This is a genomic window from Vibrio sp. EJY3 (assembly GCF_000241385.1).
GTDB lineage: Bacteria > Pseudomonadota > Gammaproteobacteria > Enterobacterales > Vibrionaceae > Vibrio > Vibrio natriegens.
In genome coordinates, this window is sequence record NC_016613.1 from 994203 (window position 1) to 1018720 (window position 24518).

At 45.7% G+C, this 24518-nt stretch carries 19 protein-coding genes; 13 read left to right on the top strand and 6 right to left on the bottom strand.

All coding sequences use genetic code 11. The annotated features are described in order from the left end of the window. Positions 1-15: 15 nt before the first annotated feature. The gene (locus tag VEJY3_RS04560) at positions 16-1293 is read right to left on the bottom strand and encodes an FAD-binding oxidoreductase (RefSeq protein WP_014231253.1); all 1278 of its coding nucleotides are present in this window, start codon (positions 1291-1293) and stop codon (positions 16-18) included. Between the two features lie 35 nt (positions 1294-1328). Further along, complete coding sequence (locus VEJY3_RS04565; RefSeq protein ID WP_014231254.1) at positions 1329-2717, bottom strand: glutamine synthetase family protein; 1389 nt, start codon at positions 2715-2717, stop codon at positions 1329-1331. 409 nt (positions 2718-3126) lie between these two features. Between VEJY3_RS04565 and VEJY3_RS04570 the strand changes: the two genes are divergently transcribed. The 7 genes from VEJY3_RS04570 to VEJY3_RS04600 all read left to right on the top strand — a co-directional run bounded on the left by VEJY3_RS04570 (position 3127) and on the right by VEJY3_RS04600 (position 10613). Further along, positions 3127-4458 (top strand): glutamine synthetase family protein, encoded by a 1332-nt coding sequence (locus VEJY3_RS04570; RefSeq protein WP_014231255.1) that lies wholly within the window; start codon positions 3127-3129, stop codon positions 4456-4458. A gap of 121 nt (positions 4459-4579) precedes the next feature. Beyond that, the gene (locus tag VEJY3_RS04575) at positions 4580-5929 is read left to right on the top strand and encodes an aspartate aminotransferase family protein (protein WP_014231256.1); all 1350 of its coding nucleotides are present in this window, start codon (positions 4580-4582) and stop codon (positions 5927-5929) included. Positions 5930-5973: 44 nt separating this feature from the next. Then, positions 5974-7083 (top strand): extracellular solute-binding protein, encoded by a 1110-nt coding sequence (locus VEJY3_RS04580; RefSeq protein ID WP_014231257.1) that lies wholly within the window; start codon positions 5974-5976, stop codon positions 7081-7083. 49 nt (positions 7084-7132) lie between these two features. Further along, positions 7133-8275 carry a putrescine ABC transporter ATP-binding subunit PotG gene (gene potG, locus VEJY3_RS04585; protein WP_014231258.1) on the top strand — a complete coding sequence of 381 codons (1143 nt, stop codon included), beginning with the start codon at positions 7133-7135 and terminating at the stop codon, positions 8273-8275. Then, positions 8272-9189: a putrescine ABC transporter permease PotH gene (potH, locus tag VEJY3_RS04590; protein WP_014231259.1), complete on the top strand. Its 918-nt coding sequence runs from the start codon at positions 8272-8274 to the stop codon at positions 9187-9189. Before potG ends, potH begins: the two co-directional genes overlap by 4 nt. Further along, positions 9186-10028, top strand: coding sequence for an ABC transporter permease subunit (locus tag VEJY3_RS04595; RefSeq protein WP_014231260.1), 843 nt, complete (start codon positions 9186-9188; stop codon positions 10026-10028). Before potH ends, VEJY3_RS04595 begins: the two co-directional genes overlap by 4 nt. 42 nt (positions 10029-10070) lie before the next feature. Then, positions 10071-10613, top strand: a complete 543-nt coding sequence (locus VEJY3_RS04600) for a cupin domain-containing protein (protein WP_041170308.1) — start codon at positions 10071-10073, stop codon at positions 10611-10613. Between the two features lie 79 nt (positions 10614-10692). Here the strand turns inward: VEJY3_RS04600 and VEJY3_RS04605 are convergent, their stop codons facing one another. Then, positions 10693-12180: an aldehyde dehydrogenase gene (locus VEJY3_RS04605; RefSeq protein WP_014231262.1), complete on the bottom strand. Its 1488-nt coding sequence runs from the start codon at positions 12178-12180 to the stop codon at positions 10693-10695. Between the two features lie 412 nt (positions 12181-12592). On the opposite strand from VEJY3_RS04605, the gene VEJY3_RS04610 reads away from it, so the two are divergent. Together VEJY3_RS04610 and VEJY3_RS04615 are read left to right on the top strand one after the other, a co-directional pair. Further along, on the top strand, positions 12593-13333 hold the full coding sequence (locus VEJY3_RS04610) for a GMP synthase (RefSeq protein ID WP_014231263.1): 741 nt from the start codon (positions 12593-12595) through the stop codon (positions 13331-13333). A 225-nt stretch (positions 13334-13558) separates the two neighbouring features. Next, positions 13559-14293, top strand: coding sequence for an RNA methyltransferase (locus VEJY3_RS04615; protein ID WP_014231264.1), 735 nt, complete (start codon positions 13559-13561; stop codon positions 14291-14293). Positions 14294-14363: 70 nt separating this feature from the next. Here the strand turns inward: VEJY3_RS04615 and fdxA are convergent, their stop codons facing one another. Then, positions 14364-14687 carry a ferredoxin FdxA gene (fdxA, locus tag VEJY3_RS04620; protein WP_014231265.1) on the bottom strand — a complete coding sequence of 108 codons (324 nt, stop codon included), beginning with the start codon at positions 14685-14687 and terminating at the stop codon, positions 14364-14366. A 208-nt stretch (positions 14688-14895) separates the two neighbouring features. Between fdxA and VEJY3_RS04625 the strand changes: the two genes are divergently transcribed. The 4 genes from VEJY3_RS04625 to udp all read left to right on the top strand — a co-directional run bounded on the left by VEJY3_RS04625 (position 14896) and on the right by udp (position 20833). Then, positions 14896-16515, top strand: coding sequence for an NAD(P)/FAD-dependent oxidoreductase (locus VEJY3_RS04625; RefSeq protein ID WP_014231266.1), 1620 nt, complete (start codon positions 14896-14898; stop codon positions 16513-16515). Between the two features lie 350 nt (positions 16516-16865). Beyond that, positions 16866-17285, top strand: coding sequence for a CBS domain-containing protein (locus tag VEJY3_RS04630; protein ID WP_014231267.1), 420 nt, complete (start codon positions 16866-16868; stop codon positions 17283-17285). Positions 17286-17462: 177 nt separating this feature from the next. Beyond that, on the top strand, positions 17463-19763 hold the full coding sequence (locus tag VEJY3_RS04635; RefSeq protein WP_014231268.1) for a zinc/cadmium/mercury/lead-transporting ATPase: 2301 nt from the start codon (positions 17463-17465) through the stop codon (positions 19761-19763). A gap of 311 nt (positions 19764-20074) precedes the next feature. Beyond that, positions 20075-20833: a uridine phosphorylase gene (gene udp, locus VEJY3_RS04640; RefSeq protein WP_014231269.1), complete on the top strand. Its 759-nt coding sequence runs from the start codon at positions 20075-20077 to the stop codon at positions 20831-20833. A 121-nt stretch (positions 20834-20954) separates the two neighbouring features. Here udp and VEJY3_RS04645 read toward each other — a convergent pair whose 3' ends face one another. Both VEJY3_RS04645 and VEJY3_RS04650 read right to left on the bottom strand, forming a co-directional pair. Beyond that, positions 20955-22115, bottom strand: coding sequence for a DUF1887 family protein (locus VEJY3_RS04645; protein ID WP_014231270.1), 1161 nt, complete (start codon positions 22113-22115; stop codon positions 20955-20957). Between the two features lie 154 nt (positions 22116-22269). Then, on the bottom strand, positions 22270-24261 hold the full coding sequence (locus VEJY3_RS04650; protein WP_014231271.1) for a methyl-accepting chemotaxis protein: 1992 nt from the start codon (positions 24259-24261) through the stop codon (positions 22270-22272). Positions 24262-24518 lie beyond the last annotated feature (257 nt).

The window sequence follows — 24518 nt, forward strand, 5'->3', positions numbered from 1 at the left end:
CCTTTGACGTCATATTTAAAGCAAGTCGCGAACCCGGTAGTAAGACATAGCCAGAACAAGTGCAGGGGTCCGGAGTAAACGTCCGCCGGGGAATGACATATGAGGCACTTTATCAAAAATGGCAAAGCGCTCAGAGGTGGCTGCAACACACTCGGCCATTAAAGTGCCTGCCAGGCCTGTTACCGCAATGCCATGGCCAGAGAACCCCTGTGCAAAATAAACATTGGGTTTTAGTCGGCCAAAGTGAGGGGCGCGATTCATGGTGATCGCCACGTTACCGCCCCACGCATAATCGATTTTAGCGTTAGTCAATTGAGGAAATATGCTTACCATCCGGTTGCGCATCGCCTTTTCTAAATTAAATGGTGCAACCCCAGAGTAGCTGACTCGCCCGCCAAATAGCATCCGGTTGTCACCGGAGCAGCGGAAGTAGTCGAGTACAAAGTTGATGTCACTCGCCGCGATACGGTTTTTCATCAGTTTATTGGTTAGGTTTTCTTCAAGTGGTTCTGTGGCACAGATGTAGGTACCCACGGGCATGACTTTGTTTTCTAGCGAGCTTTCCAACCCTTCCATATAAGCATTACACGCAAGAATAACGTGATTCGCTTTCACCTCACCATGCTTGGTAAATAGAGTAGCAGGGTCACCGTGCTCAATTTTAATCACCGCACTTTCTTCAAAGAACTGAGCTCCGGCGGCTTGGGCTGCATTAGTTAAGCCAAGCGTGTAGTTTAATGGGTGTAAGTGACCACTATTGCGATCAAGCATGCCGGATGTGTATTTGTCGCTATCAATATTCTCTCTGACTTGTTCTTTGTCCCACAGCTCAAGAGAGTCATATTGATAGCGTTCTGTCAGGTTGGCATACCATTCTTTTAGCTCTTTGTCATGACGCGATTTCATGCCCAAATGAACCATGCCATCCCGCCAATCACAGTCAATATTGTACTTTTTAATATTGTTTTTGGTCAGAGCGAGCGCTTCGATAGACAGTTCCCAAAGTTTCTTGGCATCAGACTCACCAACGAGCTTTTCAAGTGTATGTTGCTCTGAAGCCCAGCCAAAAATCGCCTGTCCGCCACTGCGCCCCGATGCTCCCCAACCGACACGATTGGCTTCCAATACGATGACGCTATAGCCTTTGTTGGAGAGTTCCAATGCCGCTGTTGCTCCGGTTATACCAGATCCCACAATACACACATCGGCAACGTGGCTTCCTTTCAACGTAGGAAAGCGCAAATCTTGGTTTTTTGATGCAGCATAGTAAGAGAGGGTATGCTTCGTACTCATCTTGACATCCTTTTCTTCTAATCTTGATTCAATACTTATCGGTACCATTGGTATTCAAGTGGTGAAACTTGAGCTGAAAACCTTTCCTGCTCGTGTTTTTTGTTGGCGAGGTAGACTTTGCAAAGCTCTTCTCCAAAGCTGTTTTGCATAAATTCACTTGCTGAGAAGGCATGTAAAGCACTGTCCCAAGAGCTTGGCAGAGTCGGCAGATCGAGCTGAGTTGCGTCTCCGTCTATTGGCGCTGGCGGTACCAGATTGTTTTCAATGCCGTCTAGGATGGATGCCAATAAAACAGATACAGTGAGATAAGGGTTAACATCGGCACCTGATAAGCGGTGTTCGATTCGCTTGTCTTCTTCTCCGCTGGCGGGCACTCGCACAGCAACCGTTCGGTTATCCCACCCCCATGAAGCATGCATTGGTACGAACATATTCGGTTGTAAGCGTCGATAGGAGTTGGCATTGGGAGCAAAAATCGCCATGCACTCATCCATGTGTTCTAAGACACCAGCAATGGCATTGAGCAGTAAATCGTCATTATACCCAAGCACGTTAATCCCATCGGCGTCCTGCAAGCTGATGTGAACGTGGCAACCGCTGCCTGCATATTCGGTATAAGGTTTAGCCATGAAGTTGGCATGAAATCCATGTTTCTTCGCTATCGCACGAACGACACGTTTTAGTAACATGGCATGGTCACAAGCAAGCAATACATCGGTGGAATGTTTTAGGTTTACTTCAAATTGCCCCGGTGCATATTCGGCTGTGATGTTTTCTGCCGGAATGCCTTGTTCTTGACATGCACTTACGATTTCATCCAAAAAAGTTTTAAATTCATCGAGTTCATCCAGTGAATAGACTTGCGTTTGTGTCATTCGCTCGCCGCTTACTGGCATCAGAGGGGGTTGGGGGCAGCCAGTATCATCGGTTTCAGGATCCTGCAAATAAAACTCTAACTCAACCGCGACACACGGATGAAAGCCTTTGCTTTTCAGTTTTTTAACTTGTAGATCGAGGACGTGTCTGGGGTCAGCAAAGAAAGGTTGGTTCGTCTCGGGCTCGTACATCGTAACGATGGCTTGGGCGCTATTCTCTTGCCACGGTACGACCTGCAATGAGTTTGGCACAATACGGCAAATACGGTCACCATCGCCTTTTTCAAATCCCAATCCGGTCTCTTCGACGGTTTCGCCGCAGATATCCAGTGCAAAAACGGACGCAGGCAAACAGATACCTTGCTCCAGGACTTTGCTGAGTTGGGCGGTGTTGATTCGTTTTCCCCTGACGACACCATTCATATCGAACAGAATCAAATCAATCGTCGTGATGTTTGGATTTTGTTCGATAAAATGAGCAATTTCTTGCTGCTCTTGCTTGGTTTTTAGTCGGTCAATGTTAATCGGTTGATTGGCAAGACTAGTCATATCCGCTGTGCCTCCTTGGCGTTAAACGTAATAATCCCTTGTTCTATATGGGCTCAGGAATGCCCCGCAGACATCTTTACTTGCCTATTAAACATACACACATTGTTTAGAAAATTGCAACACATTTGTAACTTTAACCTCACCGATGCTGTATCTTGATATAAAATATTTAACAGATTGGTTGACTTTTGGGCGAGTTAGGCACAATGCTAAATAGGGCTTATTGATACATCCATGATTTTTGATGTGGGTTAGCAACGGGCGATTTTGTACTCAACCCGATTGGTTCGGTAGTTGGGATTAGAAAAACATACGAGTGTTATTTTGTTGTTCGCCGTTTTTGATCGGACGCAAAGCTGTAAACATAAAGCTGTATTTCATGGACCGAAATTATTGCAAAGAAGGATTTATGGAAACATTCAAGAAATGGATTGAAGAAAACCGTATTACTGAAGTCGAGTGTCTTATCCCTGACATTACTGGTAACGCAAGAGGCAAAATTATGCCCGCCAAAAAATTTCTTCGAGAAGGAGGGATGCATCTTCCCGAAGTGATTTTTTTCCAGACGGTAAACGGTGACTGGCCAGACGATGAAAGCATGATTGATCTCACCGAGAAAGACATGAATCTCGAGCCAGATCCAAATACAGTCAGGTTAGTTCCATGGACAAAAGATCCAACAGGTCAGGTAATTCATGACTGTTTCACAGTGGATGGTGAGCCAGTAGAAGTTTCCCCAAGAGCGGTGTTGCGTCGTGTTTTATCGTTCTACGAAAGAGAGGGTTGGAACCCAATAGTGGCACCTGAGCTAGAGTTTTTCTTGGTTAAGAAAAATCTGGACTGGGACTATCCGCTTGAGCCGCCGATTGGTCGAAATGGGAGACCAGAAACGGCCAGACAATCCTTCAGTATCGATGCTGTGAATGAATTCGATCCTATTTTTGAAGACATGTATGACTTCTGTGAGGCGCAAGGCCTGGACGTTGATACATTAGTTCATGAATCGGGTGCCGCTCAGATGGAGTTGAACTTCGATCACGGTGAACCGTTAGATTTGGCAGATCAGGTGTTTCTCTTTAAACGCACGGTACGAGAAGCCGCATTGCGCCACGATGTTTATGCGACGTTTATGGCGAAACCAATGGAGCATGAACCAGGCAGTGCAATGCACATTCACCAAAGTTTGGTGGACGTGAACGGCAAGAACCTGTTCGCCAATGAAGACGGCTCTAACAGCGAACTCTTCCTCAATTATATTGCTGGCATGCAAAAATATACCCCGGCTGCGATTGCCTTTTTTGCGCCAAACGTCAATTCCTACCGTCGACTGGTCTTTGGAGAGTCAGCACCTACCAACGTGGCTTGGGGAGAAGACAACCGCACGGTTGGGCTTCGAGTTCCGGTCTCTGATAAAAATGCCCGCCGGATTGAAAACCGTTACGCCGGTGCGGATGCGAACCCTTACTTAGCGATGGCGTTGTCATTGGCTTGTGGCTACTTGGGTATGAAAGAAAAACTTACCCCGACACCGCAGAGTACAGGTGATATGACGACAGAACCTTACTCACTTCCTCATACATTGGAAGATGCGTTATTGCTGCTGGAAAACAGTGACGAGCTGAGAGAAATTCTCGGTGATCGATTTGTTTCTGCTTACGTGGCAATTAAGCGAAAAGAGTACAAAACGTTCTTTCAAGTTATCAGCTCTTGGGAGCGTGAGTTCTTACTCTTAAACGTATAAGTCAAACTTAATTACCAAGTGAAAGCTACTTTCTCCTAGCGAACGTTACCGTCGAACCATTTATCTTTGCGGATAAAGGGAAAGTAGTGCTCACATTATTAATAAACCATGGAATGAAACTATGTCTAAATGGATTGAGCAAGATAGTGCACATTGCTTGCACCCTTTTACTAACTTCAAGGCGTTAAATGACAAAGGTTCTCGCATTATTAAGCGCGCGGAAGGGGTTTACATCTATGACGAGGATGACAACAAAATCCTCGACGGTATGGCGGGCTTATGGTGTGTGAATATGGGCTACAGCTGTCAGCCTCTTATTGATGCCGCGACAAAGCAAATGCAAGAATTGCCGTACTACAATTTGTTTTTCCAAACCGCACACCCACCAGCGGTAGAGCTTTCTACTTTATTGGCCGAGGTCACGCCAGAAGGCATGAACCATGTGTTCTATACGGGCTCAGGTTCTGAGTGTAATGACACGGTAGTGAGAATGGTTCGTCACTACTGGAGTAGCCTTGGTAAACCGCAAAAGCAAACCATCATCAGCCGTAAAAATGCTTACCACGGTAGCACTATGGCGGGGGCAAGCCTCGGTGGCATGTCTGCGATGCATGCGCAAGGTGGTCTTCCTTTACCTAACATCGTGCACATCGATCAACCTTACTATTTTGGTGAAGGAAATGGCGTCGATGAAACCGAATTTGGTTTAGAACGCGCAAGACAACTAGAAGAGAAGATTTTAGAACTCGGTGAAGACAATGTCGCTGCTTTTATTGCCGAGCCTATTCAAGGCGCTGGTGGCGTGATTATTCCACCGTCAAGCTACTGGCCTGAAATCCAACGTATTTGTGACAAATATGAAATTCTATTGATTGTTGATGAAGTGATTTGTGGCTTTGGTCGCACTGGCGAATGGTTCGCAAGTCAGACCTTCAACATAAAGCCAGATCTTATGTGTATGGCGAAAGGGATCACATCAGGTTACCTGCCGCTAGGTGGTGTGATGGTTCGTGATCATGTTGCCAAAGTACTCACCGATGCAGATACGGAATTCGCACACGGTTTTACTTACTCAGGTCATCCTGCTTCTTGTGCGGTTGCCATCGCCAACATTAAAGAGATGCAGCGTCTCAGCGTTGTTAATCAAGTACGAGAAGAGACCGGTCCATATTTTGCCAAACGCTGGGCAGAGCTCGCTGAGCACCCAATGGTTGGTGAAGCGCGTAGCGTTGGTCTGGTCGGTGCAATTGAGCTTGTTAAAGACAAACAAACCAAACAACGCTTCGATAAAGAGTTAGATGTGGGTACTCGTTGCCGCGACCATTGTTTTAACAGTGGCGTTGTATTGAGAGCCGTCGGAGACTCAATGATCTGTTCACCACCACTGATTATCACGAAATCAGAAATAGACGAACTAGTTGCACTTGCAAAACTGGCTTTAGATAACACGCTCGCCGACGTTCAGCAGTAGCCGACGAGAACAATACCAAAACTCACCAAGGAATGGAGATCCAAATGGAGAAAATGAAGGTTTATTGTGGGGTAGCGTTGGGGATGACTCTTGGGTTAGCCCCGTTAACATCAATTGCTGCGGAAGACAAAGTACTCAATATCTATAACTGGTCTGATTATATTGCTGAAGATACCATCGCCAAATTTGAGCAGGAAACGGGTATCAAGGTTGTCTACGATGTTTTTGATTCTAATGAAGTTCTGGAAGCAAAAGTTCTATCAGGCAACACTGGCTTCGACCTTATTGTCCCGAGTAATGACTTTTTGGGCAGACAGGTAAAAGCGGGCGCTTTTCAGAAGCTGGATAAAGAAAAACTCAGCAACTATAAAAACCTAGACCCTAAATTGATGGGAATCTTGTCAGACACCGTCGACCCTGAAAATGCTTATTCGGTGCCTTACCTTTGGGGCACTACAGGTATTGGCTACAACGTCGAGAAGGTCAAAGCGGCACTTGGAGAGGATGCTCCGGTCAACAGTTGGGATCTGGTGTTTAAACCAGAGAACATGGAAAAACTGGCGAAATGTGGTGTGGGCTTTTTGAATGCGCCATCAGAGATCATGGCGGCATCACTTAACTACATTGGCAAAGATCCAAATAGTACGGATCCGAATGATTACAAAAAGGATGCGCTTGAGTTACTCAAAACTGTCCGACCATATGTCACTTACTTCCACTCTTCGCAATACATTAATGACCTAGCTAATGGCGACATTTGTGTCGCGATCGGTTGGTCCGGAGATGTTCTTCAAGCAGCAGATCGTGCGGCAGAAGCGGATAACGGTGTTGAGATTGCTTACTCAATTCCGAAAGAGGGCGCTTTAGCTTGGTTTGATTTGATGGCCATTCCTAAAGATGCTAAGCATCCAGAAAATGCCCACCTTTTCATTAACTTTCTGTTAAGACCAGAAATCATCGCTGAAATCAGTAACTACGTTTGGTACGCGAATCCAAACCCGCCGTCACGTGAGTTCATTGATAGTGAGATTCTGGATGATCCAGGCATCTACCCTAATGAGGAAACACAAGAGAAGCTCTACAGCGCGAAAATGTTACCTCATAAAACCGCTCGTGCGATGACTCGTGCGTGGACAGATTTTGTTAAAAACTAGATAGAGACAAAGAGGTGACCCTAGGGTCGCCTCTTTTATGGAGAGTGCCATGACAGTGATGTCAATTTGTAATGATCTTCCTCATATGCATGTGGATTCTAACCCGCCAAAACCTTTATTAGAAATCAAAGGTCTCACCAAAAGCTTTGATGGTCACGCCGCCGTTGATGGTTTGGATTTGACGATCAATCAAGGTGAATTGTTTGCCCTGCTTGGCGCATCGGGCTGTGGAAAATCAACGTTGCTGAGAATGCTTGCTGGCTTCGAGCAACCTTCAGCAGGGCAGATTATTTTAGATGGAGAAGATCTTGCCGAGATTCCTCCATATCGTCGCCCGGTCAATATGATGTTCCAATCCTATGCGCTGTTTCCTCATATGACCGTTGCAGACAATATTGCATTTGGTTTAAAGCAGGACGGCATGTCTCGCCAAGAAATCAAAGAAACCGTCAAACAGATGCTAGAGCTGGTCCATATGTCTGACTATGCCAAACGCAAACCTCATCAACTTTCTGGTGGTCAGAAACAGCGTGTTGCACTGGCTCGTAGTTTAGCGAAAAAACCAAAACTGCTGCTTCTGGATGAACCAATGGGCGCTTTAGATAAAAACTTAAGAGAAAAAATGCAACTCGAAGTGGTGGATATCTTGGAGCGTGTGGGGGTGACTTGTGTGATGGTGACACACGATCAAGAAGAAGCCATGACCATGGCCAGTCGAATGGCGATTATGAATAAAGGTCAGTTTGTGCAAATTGGCTCTCCAGAATCGATCTATGAGCACCCGAATTCGAAATTCTCAGCCAAGTTTGTCGGCACGGTAAATATCTTTGAAGGCATATTGGAAAATAATCAAAACGACAGTTGCACCGTACGCAGTCAGGATCTTGAACACCCGATTTGTATAAATGAAGGCATTTCTGGTGTGACAGGGGTACCCGTGATGATTGCGGTTAGGCCAGAGAAAATGGCGTTGAGCACACATAGCAATCATTCGGTCAACAGCTGCACAGGGATCGTTGAAGATATTGCCTATATGGGCAATCAATCTATCTACCACGTGCGTTTACCGTCTGGAAAATTAGTCACGGCAACCTTACAAAATACCACTCGCTTGAGAAAAGACATGCCGACGTGGGAACAGAAGGTCACGCTAAGTTGGGAAATGGAAAGCTGCGTGGTACTTAAAATATGATAAAGAAAGCCAAACTCGATATCTGGCGTGTCATACCCACGCCAAAGTGCTTACTGCTTGCTGTCCCTTATGGATGGTTGTTACTGTTCTTCTTACTCCCATTTTTGATCGTATTTAAGATCAGCTTCGCCGAGGCTCAGGTCTCGATTCCACCTTATTCTGAACTGCTCAGTTATGCCGAGCAGCAATTGCAGCTACTGCTGAATATCGGTAACTACGAATATTTGCTGGAAGATGATTTGTATGTGTCTTCCTATTTAGAGTCGATACGTATCGCATTCATTTCAACGTTACTGTGTTTAGTGGTCGGTTTTCCAATTGCCTGGGCGATTGTGCATTCAACGCCGTCGACGCGTAACGTTCTTCTGATGCTGATCATCCTGCCTTCATGGACGAGTTTTTTGATTCGAGTCTATGCCTGGATAGGTATCCTCAAAAACAATGGATTACTCAATAACGTGCTGCTAACCATTGGGGCGATTGACGAGCCATTGAAGATATTGCATACCGACGTCGCTGTATATATCGGCATTGTGTATACCTATCTGCCTTTTATGGTTTTACCTTTGTATACCGCGCTGATGCGAGTCGATTATTCGCTGATAGAAGCCTCGAGTGATTTAGGCGCGAAACCAATCACCACATTGTTTAGTGTCTTAATTCCTTTAACCCGCGCCGGTATTATCGCTGGTTCCATGTTGGTCTTTATTCCTGCGGTAGGGGAGTTTGTTATTCCTGAACTGCTCGGCGGGCCGGACTCAATACTAATCGGCAAAGTGTTATGGCAAGAGTTTTTCAATAACCGAGACTGGCCTGTTGCCTCGGCTGTTGCCACCACGATGTTACTCATACTAATGGTGCCAATTCTTTGGTTCCACCGTTATCAAAAACGTGAATTGGAGGTACAGGGATGAACGATATTCCAGTTTACAACAACAAATGGAAGTGGATGGTTTTAGGGCTAGGTTTTGCTTTTCTCTATTTACCTATTCTGATTTTGATTATTTATTCTTTTAATGAGAACCGCTTAGTGACCGTTTGGTCTGGGTTTTCTTTTAAGTGGTATTCAGAGTTATTTGACGATGACTTATTAATGGGCGGGGTAAAGCTGAGCTTGTTAATTGGTTTTCTCTCTGCCAGCGCCGCAGTGGTGCTGGGTACTATCGCGGCGTTTGTCCTGAATCGCTTCGGGAAATTTAGAGGAGAAACCGGATTCGCGTTTATGATCACGGCGCCGTTGGTGATGCCAGAAGTGATCACCGGTCTGTCTTTACTGCTGCTCTTCATTGCGATGGGGCAAGTGTTTGATTTATTTAATCAACGTGGAATGATGACTATCTGGATTGCACATGTTACGTTTTGCACGGCATACGTTACGGTAGTCGTTAGCTCCAGATTACAAGAGGTCGATCGCTCAATTGAAGAGGCTGCAATGGATTTGGGGGCTCCGCCCTGGAAGGTCTTTCTGCAAATTACCTTACCAACGATTGCTCCTGCTATTGTTGCAGGCTGGTTGCTGGCGTTTACGTTATCACTCGATGACCTGGTGATTGCGAGTTTTGTATCTGGTCCGAGTGCTACAACGCTACCAATGGTGGTATTCTCCAGCGTTAGACTAGGCGTTAGTCCAAAAATTAATGCCCTCGCGACGTTGATCATTTTAGCGGTATCCTGTGCCACCTTTATTGCGTGGTGGGTGCTCGCTAAAGCGGAGAAACGGCGATTACAAGAGGCGAAAATGAGCCAGCAGTAAAGGCATTCGCTGACAAACTAGGAGAGATACATGGATAGAGACATGGATGTAGGCAAGCAACTTAAGACGATCCGAACCATGCGTGGTTTATCCCAAAGAGAGCTTGCGAAGAGAAGCGGCGTGACGAACTCCATGATCTCTCAAATTGAACAGAACCTTGTGAACCCTTCTGTTGGGTCACTAAAAAAGATACTGGAAGCGATTCCCATCTCAATGGGCGAGTTTTTTACCCTAGATGTTGAATCCGAGGATGACATCTTTTTTAGTCCGGAACAGATGACGGATTTAGGTGATGGCAAGATTAACCTGATGTTAGTGGGTGCGAAACGAGAAGGTCGCAAACTTGCCATATTGCATGAAGTCTACCCGCCAGGTGCTGATACCGGCACTGATTTCATGCAGCACGAAGGCGAAGAAGGCGGCGTGGTGATTCGCGGAGAAATAGAGATCACGGTAGGCAGTCGCTCTCAGGTGCTGAAAGCCGGCGATTCTTACTATTTTGAGACGCGTAAGCCACACCGATTTCGTAACAAGGGAAAAGTGGAGTGTGAGTTGATAAGCGCTTCGACGCCACCAACGTTTTAGATACTCGCTTTCGAAAACAATGGCCTCTGTTACGAGGCCATTTTTAGTCACGGTGAATGCGGTTATGAGACAAAAAAGACTAATCAAGTTCGATCCATGTCGATTTGATTTCGGTGTATTTATCTAACGCGTGTAAAGACTTATCCCTGCCGTTACCACTTTGTTTGTACCCGCCAAATGGCATCGTCATATCACCGCCGTCCCAGTTGTTCACAAATACGGTACCGGCTCTTAGTGCGCGCGAGCATTTTACCGCAGTGGAAATATCGGAAGTCCACACGCCTGCAGCAAGGCCATATTCACTGTCGTTAGCAAGCTCGATCGCTTCATCAATCGTGTCGAATGTCGTCACACAAAGTACAGGACCAAATATCTCTTCTTTGAATATACGCATGTCAGGTGTTACGTCTGTGAAGACAGCAGGCTGAATAAAGTAGCCGCCTGTATGTTCAAGAACGGGTTGGCCCCCAAATCGAAGTGTTGCACCTTCCTGTTTGCCTACCTCTATATAATCGAGTACGCGTTCAAACTGAGCTTTATCGACAATCGCGCCTACACGTGAGCTGTCGTTGAGAGGATCGCCAGGTTGCCATTTGTCCATGTTCTTCATTAGTAGATCGATGAATTGCTCTTTGATGGACGAGTGAACCAAAAGACGAGAGCCTGCGGTACAGACTTCCCCCTGGTTATAGCAAATGGCACTTGCTGCGGTGGCAGCCGCTTTCTCAATGTTTTTCACATCGTAATGGACAATATGAGGGCTCTTGCCACCACATTCCATAAAGGTTCGCTTGAGGTTAGATTCACCAGCAAAGGTCAATAATTTCTTCCCGATAGCCGTAGAGCCAGTAAAAGTAATGCAGTCCACGTCGTTGTGAAGCGCTAGTGCTTGCCCTGCCTCATGACCAAAGCCAGGCAGAACTTGGAGTACACCGTCGGGAATCCCGGCTTGAGAAGCTAATTCTGCGAGTAAAATAGCGGTGAGAGGCGATTTTTCCGATGGTTTGATGATGACTGAGTTACCAGTGGCGAGTGCCGGGCCAATTTTCCAAGCCGCCATCACGGTAGGGAAGTTCCAAGGAACAATGGCAGCGACGACGCCTAAAGGCTCTCTTGTCACCAGCGCGAGCGCTTCTTCGGTCACGGGAGCGACTTCATCGTAAATTTTATCAATCGCTTCAGCGTTCCATTGTATGCAGCGAGCGGTGGCTGGCGCATCGTATCCCATGGCATCAGAAATGGGTTTTCCCATATCTAAAGACTCCAGAAGAGCGAACTGTTCTTGGTGTTGTTCGATAAGCTTGGCGTAGTTGAGTAATACCGTTTTACGCTGCGCTGGTGGCAGTCCTGCCCATACTCGGGAGTGAAAAGCATCACGCGCGGCTTTAACCGCAATCTCTACATCTTCCTCACGGCAACGCGCTACGTGAGCGAGGTGTTTTCCCGTTGCTGGGTTAATAATCTCGAAGGTATCATCGCTGATAGCGTTAGTGAGTTTTCCGTTAATGTAGGCTTGTGTATTAAACCTCAACTCAGTGGCTTTATCATGCCAGTTTGTAGTGTCCATTCTGTGTCCTTATTCCTTTTTTGTCTTTGTATTCCTGATGAAGTGCTAAACCTGCTTAGCGATTAAATATGCAAAGAAGGTTTAACGCTGTTTTCTCTCCATTGCGTTAAAGTTAAAAAATCGTGCTTGAATCGAGCTAATTGATAGCAGTGAACGAAAAGTTTGATAAATAAACTAATCAAAACGTAGATAGTGAATGTAGAGAAATCAACAAAGTGTTCAGTATTTTATGATTTTTAGATATAAAAACTGCGTATTTAGTCTATCTTGTTAAATATTGGGGTGCGTTAATTGAATCACGGTCTTGGAATAGATGACGTGCGATTTGATACTAGAATGAAAAGTATCGCCGCTTGCTGATCGAAAGGTTTAAAATCAAGTGAAATGTAAATTCAAGGATGATAGGTGAATAATGAAAATTGGGATAATAACCTGCGGATATGTCGATCCACCTTTGTCTGATGGCCACGGCCAATATGCAGATATGATTGAAAGCGCTTTTGCTAGTGTGAATGACGCGATGACGTTTCAAAACTTTGACGCGATAAAAGGTGAGTTACCAAGTTTTGATGAGTGCCATGGTTTTATTATTACCGGTAGTGTGCACAACGCTTATGACGATTTGCCATGGATTCTGGATTTAGCGGATTGGATCCGTTGCTGTGAAGCGAGAAGAAAGCCACTGGTCGGGATTTGTTTCGGACATCAGTTAATTGCCAGAGCACTTGGTGGGGTGGTTAAAAAGTCTGAGAAAGGTTGGGGCTTGGGCAGTTATGAGGTAAAAGTCGTGGCACTTAAGAAATGGATGAATCTTGCCATTGACAGTGCGCGTATGCTGGTAAGCCACCAAGATCAGGTGGTGATTGTACCCAAAGAGATGAGCGTAATCGCAGGAAACGATTTTTGTCCTAACTTCATGCTGGTCAAAGACAATCATATTTTAACCGTACAAGGTCATCCCGAATTCAGCTCCGAGTTTACTGAGCTACTGGTGAGAAAGCGCCAACATCTGTTGTCTGAACGTCAGTATGAGGATGCGTTTGCTCAGTTGAAGAAGCCTAACGATTCCGCGCTTTTTTTGCATTGGATGGACGCGTTCTTTACGCGTGATCAGCAAAGGATAGTCTCTGAGGAAATGCAGAAAGTCGGCTAATAAAGAATGGATTACCATTGTGACCGCGGCATTCTATATCAGCATTATTAATGATTCGAATGTCGTCGGTTACAGATGACGACAAAGGCCTTCCAGTCAGAAACCACGTAAACTCGCTAGCTATCTTTTACTTCTCACCTCAACCTCTCTTTAGCTGCGCACGTCTTTACTCTATAATCCCTGCGTTTTATTCGGTACTTAACCATTTTCTCCCGGGATATTTTCATGATTTCAAAAAACCAATTAAAACTGCTTCGTGCTTTGGGACAAAAGAAGCAACGTAAAGCACACGGCTTATTTCTGGTTCAGGGTGAAAAGAACGTACTGGAGCTAGCAACGAGTTCGTTAACGGTTAAACAGATTTTTGCTACAGCGGAATTTCTTGAACAGCACCGCCAAGAGCTTGGTCAGTTCGATTGTATCGAAGCATCATTGGATGATTTGACCAAAGCAAGCACACTGGTCAGTAACAACGCGGCAATTGCGGTCGTAGAAATTCCAAGTACAAAAGTGCCTCAGGCAAAAGGTCTGATGATTGCACTAGATGGTGTGTCTGATCCGGGTAACTTGGGTACCATCATTCGCGTAGCGGATTGGTACGGCATTAAGCACATTGTCGCGAGTTCGGACTGTGCGGATCCGTACAACCCTAAAACCATTAGTGCGACGATGGGCAGCTTTGGCCGAGTTCAGGTTAGCCTTGTTGACCTGCCAAGCTACTTAGAGCAAGCGAACTTGCCAGTCTACGGCGCGTTTCTGGAAGGGGAAAGCGTACATAAAACCGATTTCTCTGCCGAAGGTATCTTACTGATGGGCAGTGAATCACACGGTGTGCGTGAAGAAGCGTCGAAATTCGTGACTGACAAAATCACCATTCCAGCTTTTGGTGGCGCAGAGTCGCTTAACGTTGCCATGGCGACGGGCATTATTCTGGACAACATGCGTCGTCAACACAGCTAATTGAGCTGAATTGAGACACAAAAAAAGCGTAACAACTTCGGTTGTTACGCTTTTTCCGTTTTGGATGCTTTTATTTTTCCAACATATCTAGCTTGTTTGGCACGCCATTCCATTTCTCGGCGTCTTCCATTGCTGGTTTTACCTCAGTCTGTACTGGCCAAATCTCAGCAAGCTCTGCATTTAATGCCGTATAGATTTGTTGATCTTCTGGGACTTCATCTTCCTGAAAAATCGCGTGAGCGTCACACTCGTCGACACACAAGCCGCAGTCGATACACTCTATTGGGTTGATTACCATGAAGTTTGGCCCTTCGTGAAAGGCATCAGCCGGGCACACTGCGACACAGTCAGTGTATTTACATTGGATACAGTTATCGGTTACGACAAATGCCATGATAATCCGCTCTTAAGTTAGTCAAAATCAAGGAAAGGGGATAATACTCGTCCCAAGGTAAAATTCAACATTCGATAGGTTAAATAGCCCCTCTCACTTTGATTTAGTATGACAGACAATTCAATTTCTCGTAAAATGCGCGCCATTGTGAGCTGACCCTGCATATCGCAGGGTTTTGGCTAAGACACCAACTACCCGAGACATCGATATGATTCGTATTAATGAAATTAGACTTCCTCTTGATCATGAGGAAGACGCGCTATTAGACGCGATCACTAAAAAGCTTGGCATTCCTGCTGAGAAAGTTATCTCTTTTAACGTCTTTAGACGCGGCTACGATGCTCGTAAGAAAACGAATATTCAGCTTATCTACACGCTAGACATCATTGTTGAAGGTGATGAAACGGCTCTGCTAGAGAAGTTTACGAAAGACCCACATGTTCGCCAAACTCCAGATATGGAATACAAATTTGTCGCGAAAGCACCTGAAAACCTGAAAGAACGCCCTGTGGTCATCGGCTTCGGTCCTTGTGGTCTGTTTGCTGGTCTGGTTTTGGCTCAAATGGGCTTTAACCCAATCATTGTTGAGCGTGGTAAAGAAGTACGTGAACGTACCAAAGATACGTTCGGTTTTTGGCGTAAGCGTGCTCTAAATACGGAGTCAAACGTGCAGTTTGGTGAGGGCGGCGCAGGTACGTTCTCTGACGGTAAGCTTTACAGTCAGGTAAAAGATCCAAACTTCTACGGTCGTAAAGTGATCACTGAATTTGTCGATGCGGGTGCGCCAGAAGAAATTCTTTACGTAAGTAAGCCGCACATCGGTACCTTTAAACTGGTTACGATGATCGAGAAAATGCGCGCGACAATCATCGAACTGGGTGGTGAAATCCGCTTTAGCACACGTGTGGATGATCTTCACATGGAAGATGGTCAGATTACGGGTGTAACGCTATCTAATGGTGAAGAAATTAAGTCTCGCCACATCGTTCTTGCGGTTGGCCATAGTGCTCGTGACACTTTTGAAATGTTGCATGATCGTGGCGTTTACATGGAAGCAAAACCATTCTCGGTTGGTTTCCGTATTGAGCACAAGCAATCGATGATTGATGAAGCGCGCTTTGGTCCAAATGCAGGTAACCCGATTCTTGGCGCTGCGGATTACAAACTGGTGCACCATTGTAAGAATGGCCGTACTGTTTACAGCTTCTGTATGTGTCCGGGCGGTACTGTAGTTGCCGCTACGTCAGAAGAAGGCCGCGTAGTAACCAACGGTATGAGCCAATACTCTCGTTCAGAGCGTAACGCAAACAGTGCGATTGTAGTGGGTATCTCTCCAGAGCAAGATTACCCGGGTGATCCGCTTGCAGGTATTCGCCTGCAGCGTGAATTGGAATCTGGCGCATACAAGCTAGGTGGTGAGACGTACGATGCACCAGCGCAGAAGATTGGTGATTTCCTTAAAGGTCGCGATCCAAGTGAGTTGGGTGATGTGGAACCATCATTCACACCGGGCATTAAACTGACTGATTTGTCGAAAGCACTACCACCGTTCGCAATTGAAGCGATTCGTGAAGCGATCCCAGCTTTTGACCGTAAGATCAAAGGCTTTGCATCAGACGATGGTCTGCTAACAGGTGTGGAAACTCGTACTTCTTCACCGGTTTGTATTAAACGTGGTAAAGACTTCCAGAGCATCAACTTGAAGGGTTTCTACCCAGCAGGTGAAGGTGCTGGTTATGCTGGTGGCATTTTGTCTGCTGGTATCGACGGTATCAAAGTAGCGGAAGCAGTGGCACGTGATATCGTTGCTGCGATGGAAAACGCTTAATTTCTAAGCCGCTTGATTAAGTGAATAAAGCCAGTCAGTCTTTCTGACTGGCTTTTTTGTATTTAGTTTACTTGCACCGTTACCTCGTTCACTACCTCTACACATGCAATAACAAGCAGCGTATTTATGCTCATTACTTTTAGTTAATAGTATAGAAAATAATGGCTAAGAGAGGAGTGAATGACATAAATATGCAACTGCGTTTTTGTTGGTTTCGTCACTCTGTTAATTGGTGGAAAGATCAATAGTCTAGCCCTATGAGCAAAATTGGCACTTTCCATTTAGTAAAATCAAAAAATTAGACGACACTTAACTTAAGGCCGCAAGAATATGGTTCTAAGGAGATAAGAATGCGATCATTAAAAGTAAAAGATTACATGACGTTGCAAGCAGTGACTTTCACCAAAGACATGTCGCTTTCGGCTGCTTTGAACAAGGTAATAAAAAGTGTCACTCTCGGTGGTCCTGTTATCGATGAGAATAAAAAGGTAGTGGGATTCTTATCAGAACAGGACTTGTTGGATAAGCTGGTTAAAGCGAGTTATCACTGCCAAGACACGCATACGGTTCAGGAATGCATGCACCAGGATGTACTTTCTGTTTCGCCTGAAATGTCGATTATTGAGTTGGCGGATATGATGAAAGTCGGTAAGCCTAAGGTATATCCAGTTGTTGATGACAAGGGAAAACTGGTTGGCATTATTACCAGACGTGATGTTTTGAGAGCATTGGGTGTAACACTCAACGAGTGCTTCATGCATCCGGTATAGTCAGTTAACTTATAAATGAAAACAAAAAGGCGCACTGGCGTCTTTTTGTTTTTAATGGGGTTAATGGCTGGTCTTTTGGGTAAAAGATTTTTAGTAATTCAACTTGACCTTGGAGCTTACTCCAAGGCTTATCCTTATTGTTAGATGAAGAGTTTTTCACCAGTAAGGAATGAACTTATGTGTACGAAACATCAAGGTTGCCAATCACGCAAAATCAAATCGGCGGTGCCGCTAGGTGCAACTGACTCCTGTTGTGAGTCATCCAAACCGTCAGTTAATATTTCGCAAGCGAGTGTTGATACGGCAGAAGGCTCCTGCTGTAGTGGTGGTTGCAGCTCAGATTCTCCCGAAGAAGAAGCCCCCGAAAAACTGTCCAATGCTTCTATCCGCAATAGTTGGCTGGTCTCTGATATGGACTGTCCGTCCTGTGCTTTAAAGCTTGAAAAAGCCATTACCAGTTTAGACGGTGTCAGCAATGCAAAAGTGTTGTTTGCTACTGAGAAACTGATCGTGGATTTCGACAACCATTCACTTACCTCTCTTATTGAACAAACCGCTCGTCAGACGGGCTTTCCACTTGCGTCACTCGATAAACCAACGAAGAAAAATCAAATTAAAGGTTGGCGCGGTGTTATTTCAGACAATTTGCAAATTTTGTCTATCTCTGTAGCCATGTTAGTCGCCGCTGTGGTTGCCAATGTGAGCCCTCAAGTGAGCTCATGGATATTCACTCTCACCTGTCTGCTTGGCCTATTTCCTATCGCACGCAAAGCCGTGAAGTTAGCAAAAGGGGGAACGCCGTTTGCTATTGAAACCCTAATGAGCGTTGCAGCGTTAGGCGCATTATATTTAGGTGAAACCGCAGAAGCGGCGATGGTGCTATTGCTTTTCCTTATTGGTGAAAAGTTAGAAGCGTATGCATCATCGCGTGCTCGTAGTGGCATTCAGGCCCTGATGGATTTGGTTCCTGAAAATACGATCTTGATTCAAGAGGGGGTGCGCAAAGAAGTGCCTGCCTCTCAACTTCAGCCGGGGGATGTGATTGAAGTAGCGCCCGGAGGTCGTATGCCTGCCGACGGCATGCTAATGAACTCAATGGCCAGCTTTGATGAAAGCGCGCTGACTGGAGAATCCGTACCCGTGGAATACGAAGAAGGCGGAAAAATCATGGCGGGTGCCGTCGTTGTCGATAAGGTAGTGCAGGTACAAGTTACTTCTCGACAAGGTGATAATGCGATTGATCGTATCTTACATTTGATTGAAGAGGCAGAATCACGAAAAGCCCCGCTGGAACGTTTCTTAGATAAGTTCAGCCGATGGTATACGCCGTTAATGATGTTAGTGTCGTTGGTAGTCGTTGTAGCTCCGCCACTGCTGTTTGCTCAGCCTTGGGAGACTTGGATTTACCGTGGGTTGGCACTGCTGCTGATCGCTTGTCCGTGCGCTTTGGTTATCTCGACACCAGCTGCGATTACTTCAGGTTTAGCGGCGGGAGCTCGTCGCGGTGCGTTAATCAAAGGCGGTGCCGCATTAGAGTTGCTTGGGAAAGTGGAGTCGGTGGCTTTTGATAAAACCGGCACGCTGACAGAGGGTAAGCCTAAAGTCACCGATGTGTTGGCATATGGCGTAACTAAAGAGCAGTTAATGAGCCATACTGCGTCGATTGAAGTGGGGTCAAGCCACCCATTAGCCGTATCGTTGGTCAATAAGGCCAAAGAGTTGGGTATCACAATACCAGAAGCAAGCGAAAAAACTGCGCAGGTTGGCTCGGGCATAACAGGGCTCGTTGAAGGTAAGCTAATTCAGGTAATAGCCCCGTCGAAAGCGGAATTCCAGCTTTCCCAGGAAATACAAGATCAGGTTACTGACCTGGAATCGTCGGGGAAAACGGTGGTTATCGTACGCTTTGAGCAAGAAATCGTGGGTTTGATTGCCTGGCAAGATACGTTACGTGAAGATGCGCAACTTACCGTTTCTGCTCTGAAAGGGTTAGGTATCAGCTCTGTGATGTTAACGGGAGATAACCCTCGTAGTGCGGAAGCCATCGCCAGCCAAATAGGGTTAGATTATCAAGCCAGCTTATTGCCTGCCGACAAAGTACATTATGTTGAAATGCTTTCGAAGCAGCATACCGTTGCAATGTTGGGAGATGGAATCAATGATGCGCCAGCGATGAAGGCTTCCAGTATTGGTATTGCCATGGGAGGCGGGACGGACGTGGCACTTGAAACGGCAGATGCGGCTCTGACTCATAATCGTCTGTCAGAGCTACCAGCAATGATCGAATTGTCACGTGCTACAATGAACAATATTCGCCAGAATGTTGCGTTAGCACTTGGCCTTAAAGGCGTTTTTCTTGTGACGAGTCTGTTTGGTATTACCGGACTTTGGATGGCAGTATTGGCCGATAGTGGAGCGACAGCATTGGTGACACTGAATGCGTTAAGGCTGTTACGTTTTAAGTCGAAGCACATGTAGTATTGAAACAAAGTTGCACTATATTTAACCCGAGACATGATGGTGTCTCGGGTTTTTTATTTTCTTGCACTCGGTATTGCTCGGCTTGATAGCTGGGTGGTAATGGTTGTCTATCTTATATGCAACTGGATTTAAATTTCACTAAAAGTGTGATGTAAATCTATTTTGTGTGAAAGTGTGGTTATATTACATTTTGCAGATGTGACTAGTATCACTATATATCCCCTTAAGGTTGGTTACAGTGGTTCTGTACCCAACCACAGATTAATGAGCTTATTGCCGAAAAAATAAGCCACAATAAGGAGCGACTTATGTCTCAAGCTGTATTCCATCTAGGTGTTACTGAAGCTGATCTTAATGGTGCGACTCTAGCCATTATTCCAGGTGATCCTGCCCGCGTTCAAAAAATCGCTGAACAAATGGAGAACCCAGTATTTCTTGCAAGCCAACGTGAATACACGCTATACCGTGCAGAGTTGGACGGTAAGCCTGTTGTGGTTTGTTCAACTGGTATCGGTGGCCCTTCGACTTCTATTGCGGTTGAAGAGTTAGCTCAGCTTGGCGTACGTACTTTCCTCCGCGTTGGTACCACTGGCGCTATTCAACCAAACGTAAACGTTGGTGACATGATTGTGACGACGGGTTCTGTTCGTCTGGATGGTGCGAGCCTGCACTTCGCACCAATGGAGTTCCCTGCGGTTGCTGATTTTGACGTTGCAACAGCGATGAAAGCTGCTGTGGAAGAGTCTGGTGCTACTGTTCATATGGGCGTAACTGCATCAAGTGATACTTTCTACCCAGGTCAAGAGCGTTACGATACGTTTACTGGCCGCGTTGTTAAGCGTTTCCAAGGTTCAATGAAAGAGTGGCAAGACATGGGCGTTCTGAACTTTGAAATGGAATCAGCGACACTGCTAACAATGTGTGCAAGTTCTGGTCTTAAAGCAGGTTGTGTTGCAGGTGTTATTATCAACCGTACACAGAAAGAGATCCCGGATCACTCAACTCTGAAAGAGACAGAAGCTCGCTCTATCAAAGTCGTCGTAGAAGCAGCGCGTAAAATGCTTTAATTCGTCTTTCATTGACGGAATAAAATTGAAAAAGCCAGAGGGAAACCTCTGGCTTTTTGCTTTTAGTTGTACCAACCATGAAAAAAGCAGCGTTTTCGCTGCTTTTTGTATTTTGTGTTGATTAAACCTCGTCTGAACCACCTGCCGCTTTAAACCACGCAGTAAGGTGTGTTTTCAGATCTTTTAGCTCATCAGGGCCAATCAGAGCTAATCCCAGATCTTCGGCACGAGTAATGTCGTTATGACGTAGTGGACGGAAGCTGACCAGCATGGCTCTGGCTTGCAAGCCACCTAAAAGGTCGCGAAGTGATTCCAGTTTATACAGCGTATCATCGCCGTCATCACGCATACCCTTTGTTTTACACTCGATGATGTGAAGCTTATTGTTTACCACTGTCGCGACGTCCAGTTCATTACGAACTTCACTTTCTCCAAGCTTACGGTAGACCTGAACATTCAATGAGCGGTCTTGAATCGTTGGCATCGTGTCTTGAATCTGCTTAACGGTACTGTGTACCAAGGTCTCTAGCCATTCGCCGTTAGAAAAACGACGAGCATCTTCATTTGCAAAGGTCAGAATGCCGTTTTCGTAGGTGGCAATTTGCGCTTCAACAAGATCACTGAGCAGCATGTTAAGTTCGCGATAGCCTTGTTGCTTTTCAGACAGCTCTACATCCAGCTTCTGCTCTTTACGACACGTCGTTGCAAGATAGTTGAGTGTGGCTAAGCCAGGACCGAGCTCAAGGGCGTTTGAAGCCCAACGCTCACCCAAATCGTATAGCTTTTTATCAAGCAGAGGAGGAAGGTCAAGGTACTGGAACTCGCCTCGCGCACCAAAAATTGTCAGATAATCAGCAATCTTAATATGGTCTTCTACCTGAGTGTCTTCCTGGCCATCAGGGTAAAGCCAGCATAATTTGTCGCTGTTTGGCTCAACCACAAAAATTGGCCAGTGATACGTGCGGAACACTTCATAAACAGACAGTAAACGATGTCGAAGGCCACAGCTGGCATTGAGTTTTACTTCTTCGCCGCGATCATGAAGGTCCTTCGCTAATTTCTGAATCGATTGTTTAATTAACGTGGTATTGACTGCGGAAGGGATCTCAAAGAATTCGGAAGTAATCTCTCGCTGCGTTAATACGGAGCTCAGTCGGTTGTACATTTCTTTTTGGCTAGAGTCGCCGATGAAGACAATATGCGAACTTAGCGTGCGATTATCCAATAGAGGGGTAACCAATCTCACTGGGTCTTGGTCAATTATACCAACATGAACAGCCATAGATTTTCCTTTTTATGCGGCCGCTCGAAAATAGATATGCAAGAGGATGAGTCGGCCATACTAACGATATGTAGACACGACGGATAAAAAACAAGGGCGACATCATAAAAAGTCGCCCTTGCACAGTTGGTTGAACCAGTTCCTTTATCTATGGCTATAGCGTAAATCGGTGCACCAGCGAGTTTTGTTGATGTGCCAGATGAGTCAGCGATTCACTGGTTTGCGCGATGTTAGACATGGCCTGATAGCTCTCATCTGCGATATTGTTGATGTCTTCAATACTGCGAGCGATGTCTGCTGATGTTTCACTTTGCTCTGCGGCGGCCTGCGAAATATGAGTGCTCATTTGACTAATCTCGATGATAAGTGCCTGAATTTCTTCCATCGAACTATTGGCTTTTGAAGCTTGTTCCACCGACTCTTCCATATCGTTCATACAGCTTTGAATAACATGGTTAGCCGATTGGGAGCTCGATTGAAGATTGCTGATCATCGACTCAATCTCGGTTGTTGATTCTGTGGTACGGGAAGCAAGAACACGTACCTCATCCGCAACGACGGCAAAACCACGGCCTTGATCGCCAGCGCGAGCGGCCTCAATGGCAGCATTCAGAGCCAATAGGTTGGTTTGCTCGGCAATGTTACGAATCACATCCAGAATAGAGCCAATCTGTGCGCTCATCTTCTGTAATTCAGAAACGGCACTGACAGACTCATGTAAACGCGTCTCCAGCTGATTAATCGTGCTGATATTGCCACTCATGATATTGCGACCTTCTTCTGAAGCCGACTCAACGCGCTGTACCATCTCCAGTGAGCTTTGGGCATTTTGTGCCACCTCCTGAACGGAATGTGACATTTCAGTCATTGCTGTCGCGACATTGGCGGTCTGTTCACGTTGAGAATTCAATTGTTTCTGAGCGAGGGAAGAGGTTTGCTCGTTAGTGGCAGCCGTAGACGCCAGGTTTTCAGACGCATCATTCAACTTAACCAGAATGTTGTGCAGGCTATCCGCGAGCGAATTGATGTGGCCGCTTACCCGACTGAATTCATTTTTGTAACGAACATCTATTCGCTGCGTCATATCGCCTTCGGTTAGGCTTTCAAGTACGTTGAGGATCTTGGTTAGAGGTTCACGCACACTGTGAGCAATGTGATAGCCGATAGCGGCAGCAAACAGCACTACAACAACACCAATGATCATGGCTTTTGTAACCCCTGCCGAGTAGATATCTCCCGCGTCAGCAAGAGATTCATTTAATTTGTCCGTGGCGGTAGTTGTAAACTGCTCAAGAATCGCCATAGTTGCGTCTACTTTGCTGGTAAGGTTAGCTATGTTGGCATACAGCGCAGAGCGAGCGGTGAGGTAGCTGTTGTGCTGATCCAGAACGCCACCACGTTTGCCTACATCGCGGGTGAACTGTTCGACTGAATCGCCAAAGACTTTTTTAAGTTCTGGCAATTGAGCTGTCAGCCCACGGAACGCGTCGTTTAAGTGCGATATCGCTTTACGGTTTTTAGCGACGGCTTTAGTAACAAAGTCAGAGTTTGAGCTGGCCAACGCATCTGACGTAATGACTTCCGCGTCTTTCAGTTTAATGAAGTAACTTTTCGCCATCACTTTCACTGAAATACTGGATTGATCATCAACGTATTCTTTCAGTCCGATAGAGAGCTCAGTATTCAGCTTTTGGAAGCGTCGTGAAGATTTCTGAACCGCGTCTTGGGCTGCGAACATGGCTTCGTAGTTATCCATAGCTTCGATAGCTTCTGTAAAGTAGCTTTGCTCTAATGTTTTTAGCTCAGCAAAGGGTTCGGCTAGAGAAGGGTAGATTTCACTCGCGGATTTTAATTGCTCCAGGGTGGATTCAAAACGTTGTTGAGATTTGGCGAATTCCTGACGCAACTCGTCCATGCGCTGTTTATTCTCAGTAGTCAGGAAGTCTTTGAAAGATTTATCTGCTGAAAGTAACTCGACACTGGTTTGGTTCGATAGCGAAACCAGCGGTAAAGATGACTCGGATACGGTCTGAAACTTGCCATGAATGTCATTCATTCCACCCATCATTATGGCAATAGTGACGGCGAATAGGATGATGATAAGTCCAAAACCAGCATACATCCGTTTAATTACTGAACCTCGCATACGTGAGCGTCCTCTCCCAAAAATAGACAAAAAGGTTTCCAAATGACGTCAAAATGCTGGATTCGTAATGGTTTAGTCCATATCTGATCAGTATCTATAAGTGATTTGGAGATAATTTATAGTTGTCTTAAAAATGTAACAAAATTAACCGGATTGTATTGACTATGCGACGCGCATTTTATGACGCAGCCTACAAAAAAGGCTTTGTTTTAAACACCTTAATGAATAATGTTAAGTGAACACTGTTTTTATTGAGC

Coding starts and splice junctions, on each gene's coding strand:
- VEJY3_RS04560 (WP_014231253.1), bottom strand. CDS start 1,293: ATGAGTACGAAGCATACCCTCTCTTACTATGCTGCATCAAAAAACCAA.
- VEJY3_RS04565 (WP_014231254.1), bottom strand. CDS start 2,717: ATGACTAGTCTTGCCAATCAACCGATTAACATTGACCGACTAAAAACC.
- VEJY3_RS04570 (WP_014231255.1), top strand. CDS start 3,127: ATGGAAACATTCAAGAAATGGATTGAAGAAAACCGTATTACTGAAGTC.
- VEJY3_RS04575 (WP_014231256.1), top strand. CDS start 4,580: ATGTCTAAATGGATTGAGCAAGATAGTGCACATTGCTTGCACCCTTTT.
- VEJY3_RS04580 (WP_014231257.1), top strand. CDS start 5,974: ATGGAGAAAATGAAGGTTTATTGTGGGGTAGCGTTGGGGATGACTCTT.
- potG (WP_014231258.1), top strand. CDS start 7,133: ATGACAGTGATGTCAATTTGTAATGATCTTCCTCATATGCATGTGGAT.
- potH (WP_014231259.1), top strand. CDS start 8,272: ATGATAAAGAAAGCCAAACTCGATATCTGGCGTGTCATACCCACGCCA.
- VEJY3_RS04595 (WP_014231260.1), top strand. CDS start 9,186: ATGAACGATATTCCAGTTTACAACAACAAATGGAAGTGGATGGTTTTA.
- VEJY3_RS04600 (WP_041170308.1), top strand. CDS start 10,071: ATGGATGTAGGCAAGCAACTTAAGACGATCCGAACCATGCGTGGTTTA.
- VEJY3_RS04605 (WP_014231262.1), bottom strand. CDS start 12,180: ATGGACACTACAAACTGGCATGATAAAGCCACTGAGTTGAGGTTTAAT.
- VEJY3_RS04610 (WP_014231263.1), top strand. CDS start 12,593: ATGAAAATTGGGATAATAACCTGCGGATATGTCGATCCACCTTTGTCT.
- VEJY3_RS04615 (WP_014231264.1), top strand. CDS start 13,559: ATGATTTCAAAAAACCAATTAAAACTGCTTCGTGCTTTGGGACAAAAG.
- fdxA (WP_014231265.1), bottom strand. CDS start 14,687: ATGGCATTTGTCGTAACCGATAACTGTATCCAATGTAAATACACTGAC.
- VEJY3_RS04625 (WP_014231266.1), top strand. CDS start 14,896: ATGATTCGTATTAATGAAATTAGACTTCCTCTTGATCATGAGGAAGAC.
- VEJY3_RS04630 (WP_014231267.1), top strand. CDS start 16,866: ATGCGATCATTAAAAGTAAAAGATTACATGACGTTGCAAGCAGTGACT.
- VEJY3_RS04635 (WP_014231268.1), top strand. CDS start 17,463: ATGTGTACGAAACATCAAGGTTGCCAATCACGCAAAATCAAATCGGCG.
- udp (WP_014231269.1), top strand. CDS start 20,075: ATGTCTCAAGCTGTATTCCATCTAGGTGTTACTGAAGCTGATCTTAAT.
- VEJY3_RS04645 (WP_014231270.1), bottom strand. CDS start 22,115: ATGGCTGTTCATGTTGGTATAATTGACCAAGACCCAGTGAGATTGGTT.
- VEJY3_RS04650 (WP_014231271.1), bottom strand. CDS start 24,261: ATGCGAGGTTCAGTAATTAAACGGATGTATGCTGGTTTTGGACTTATC.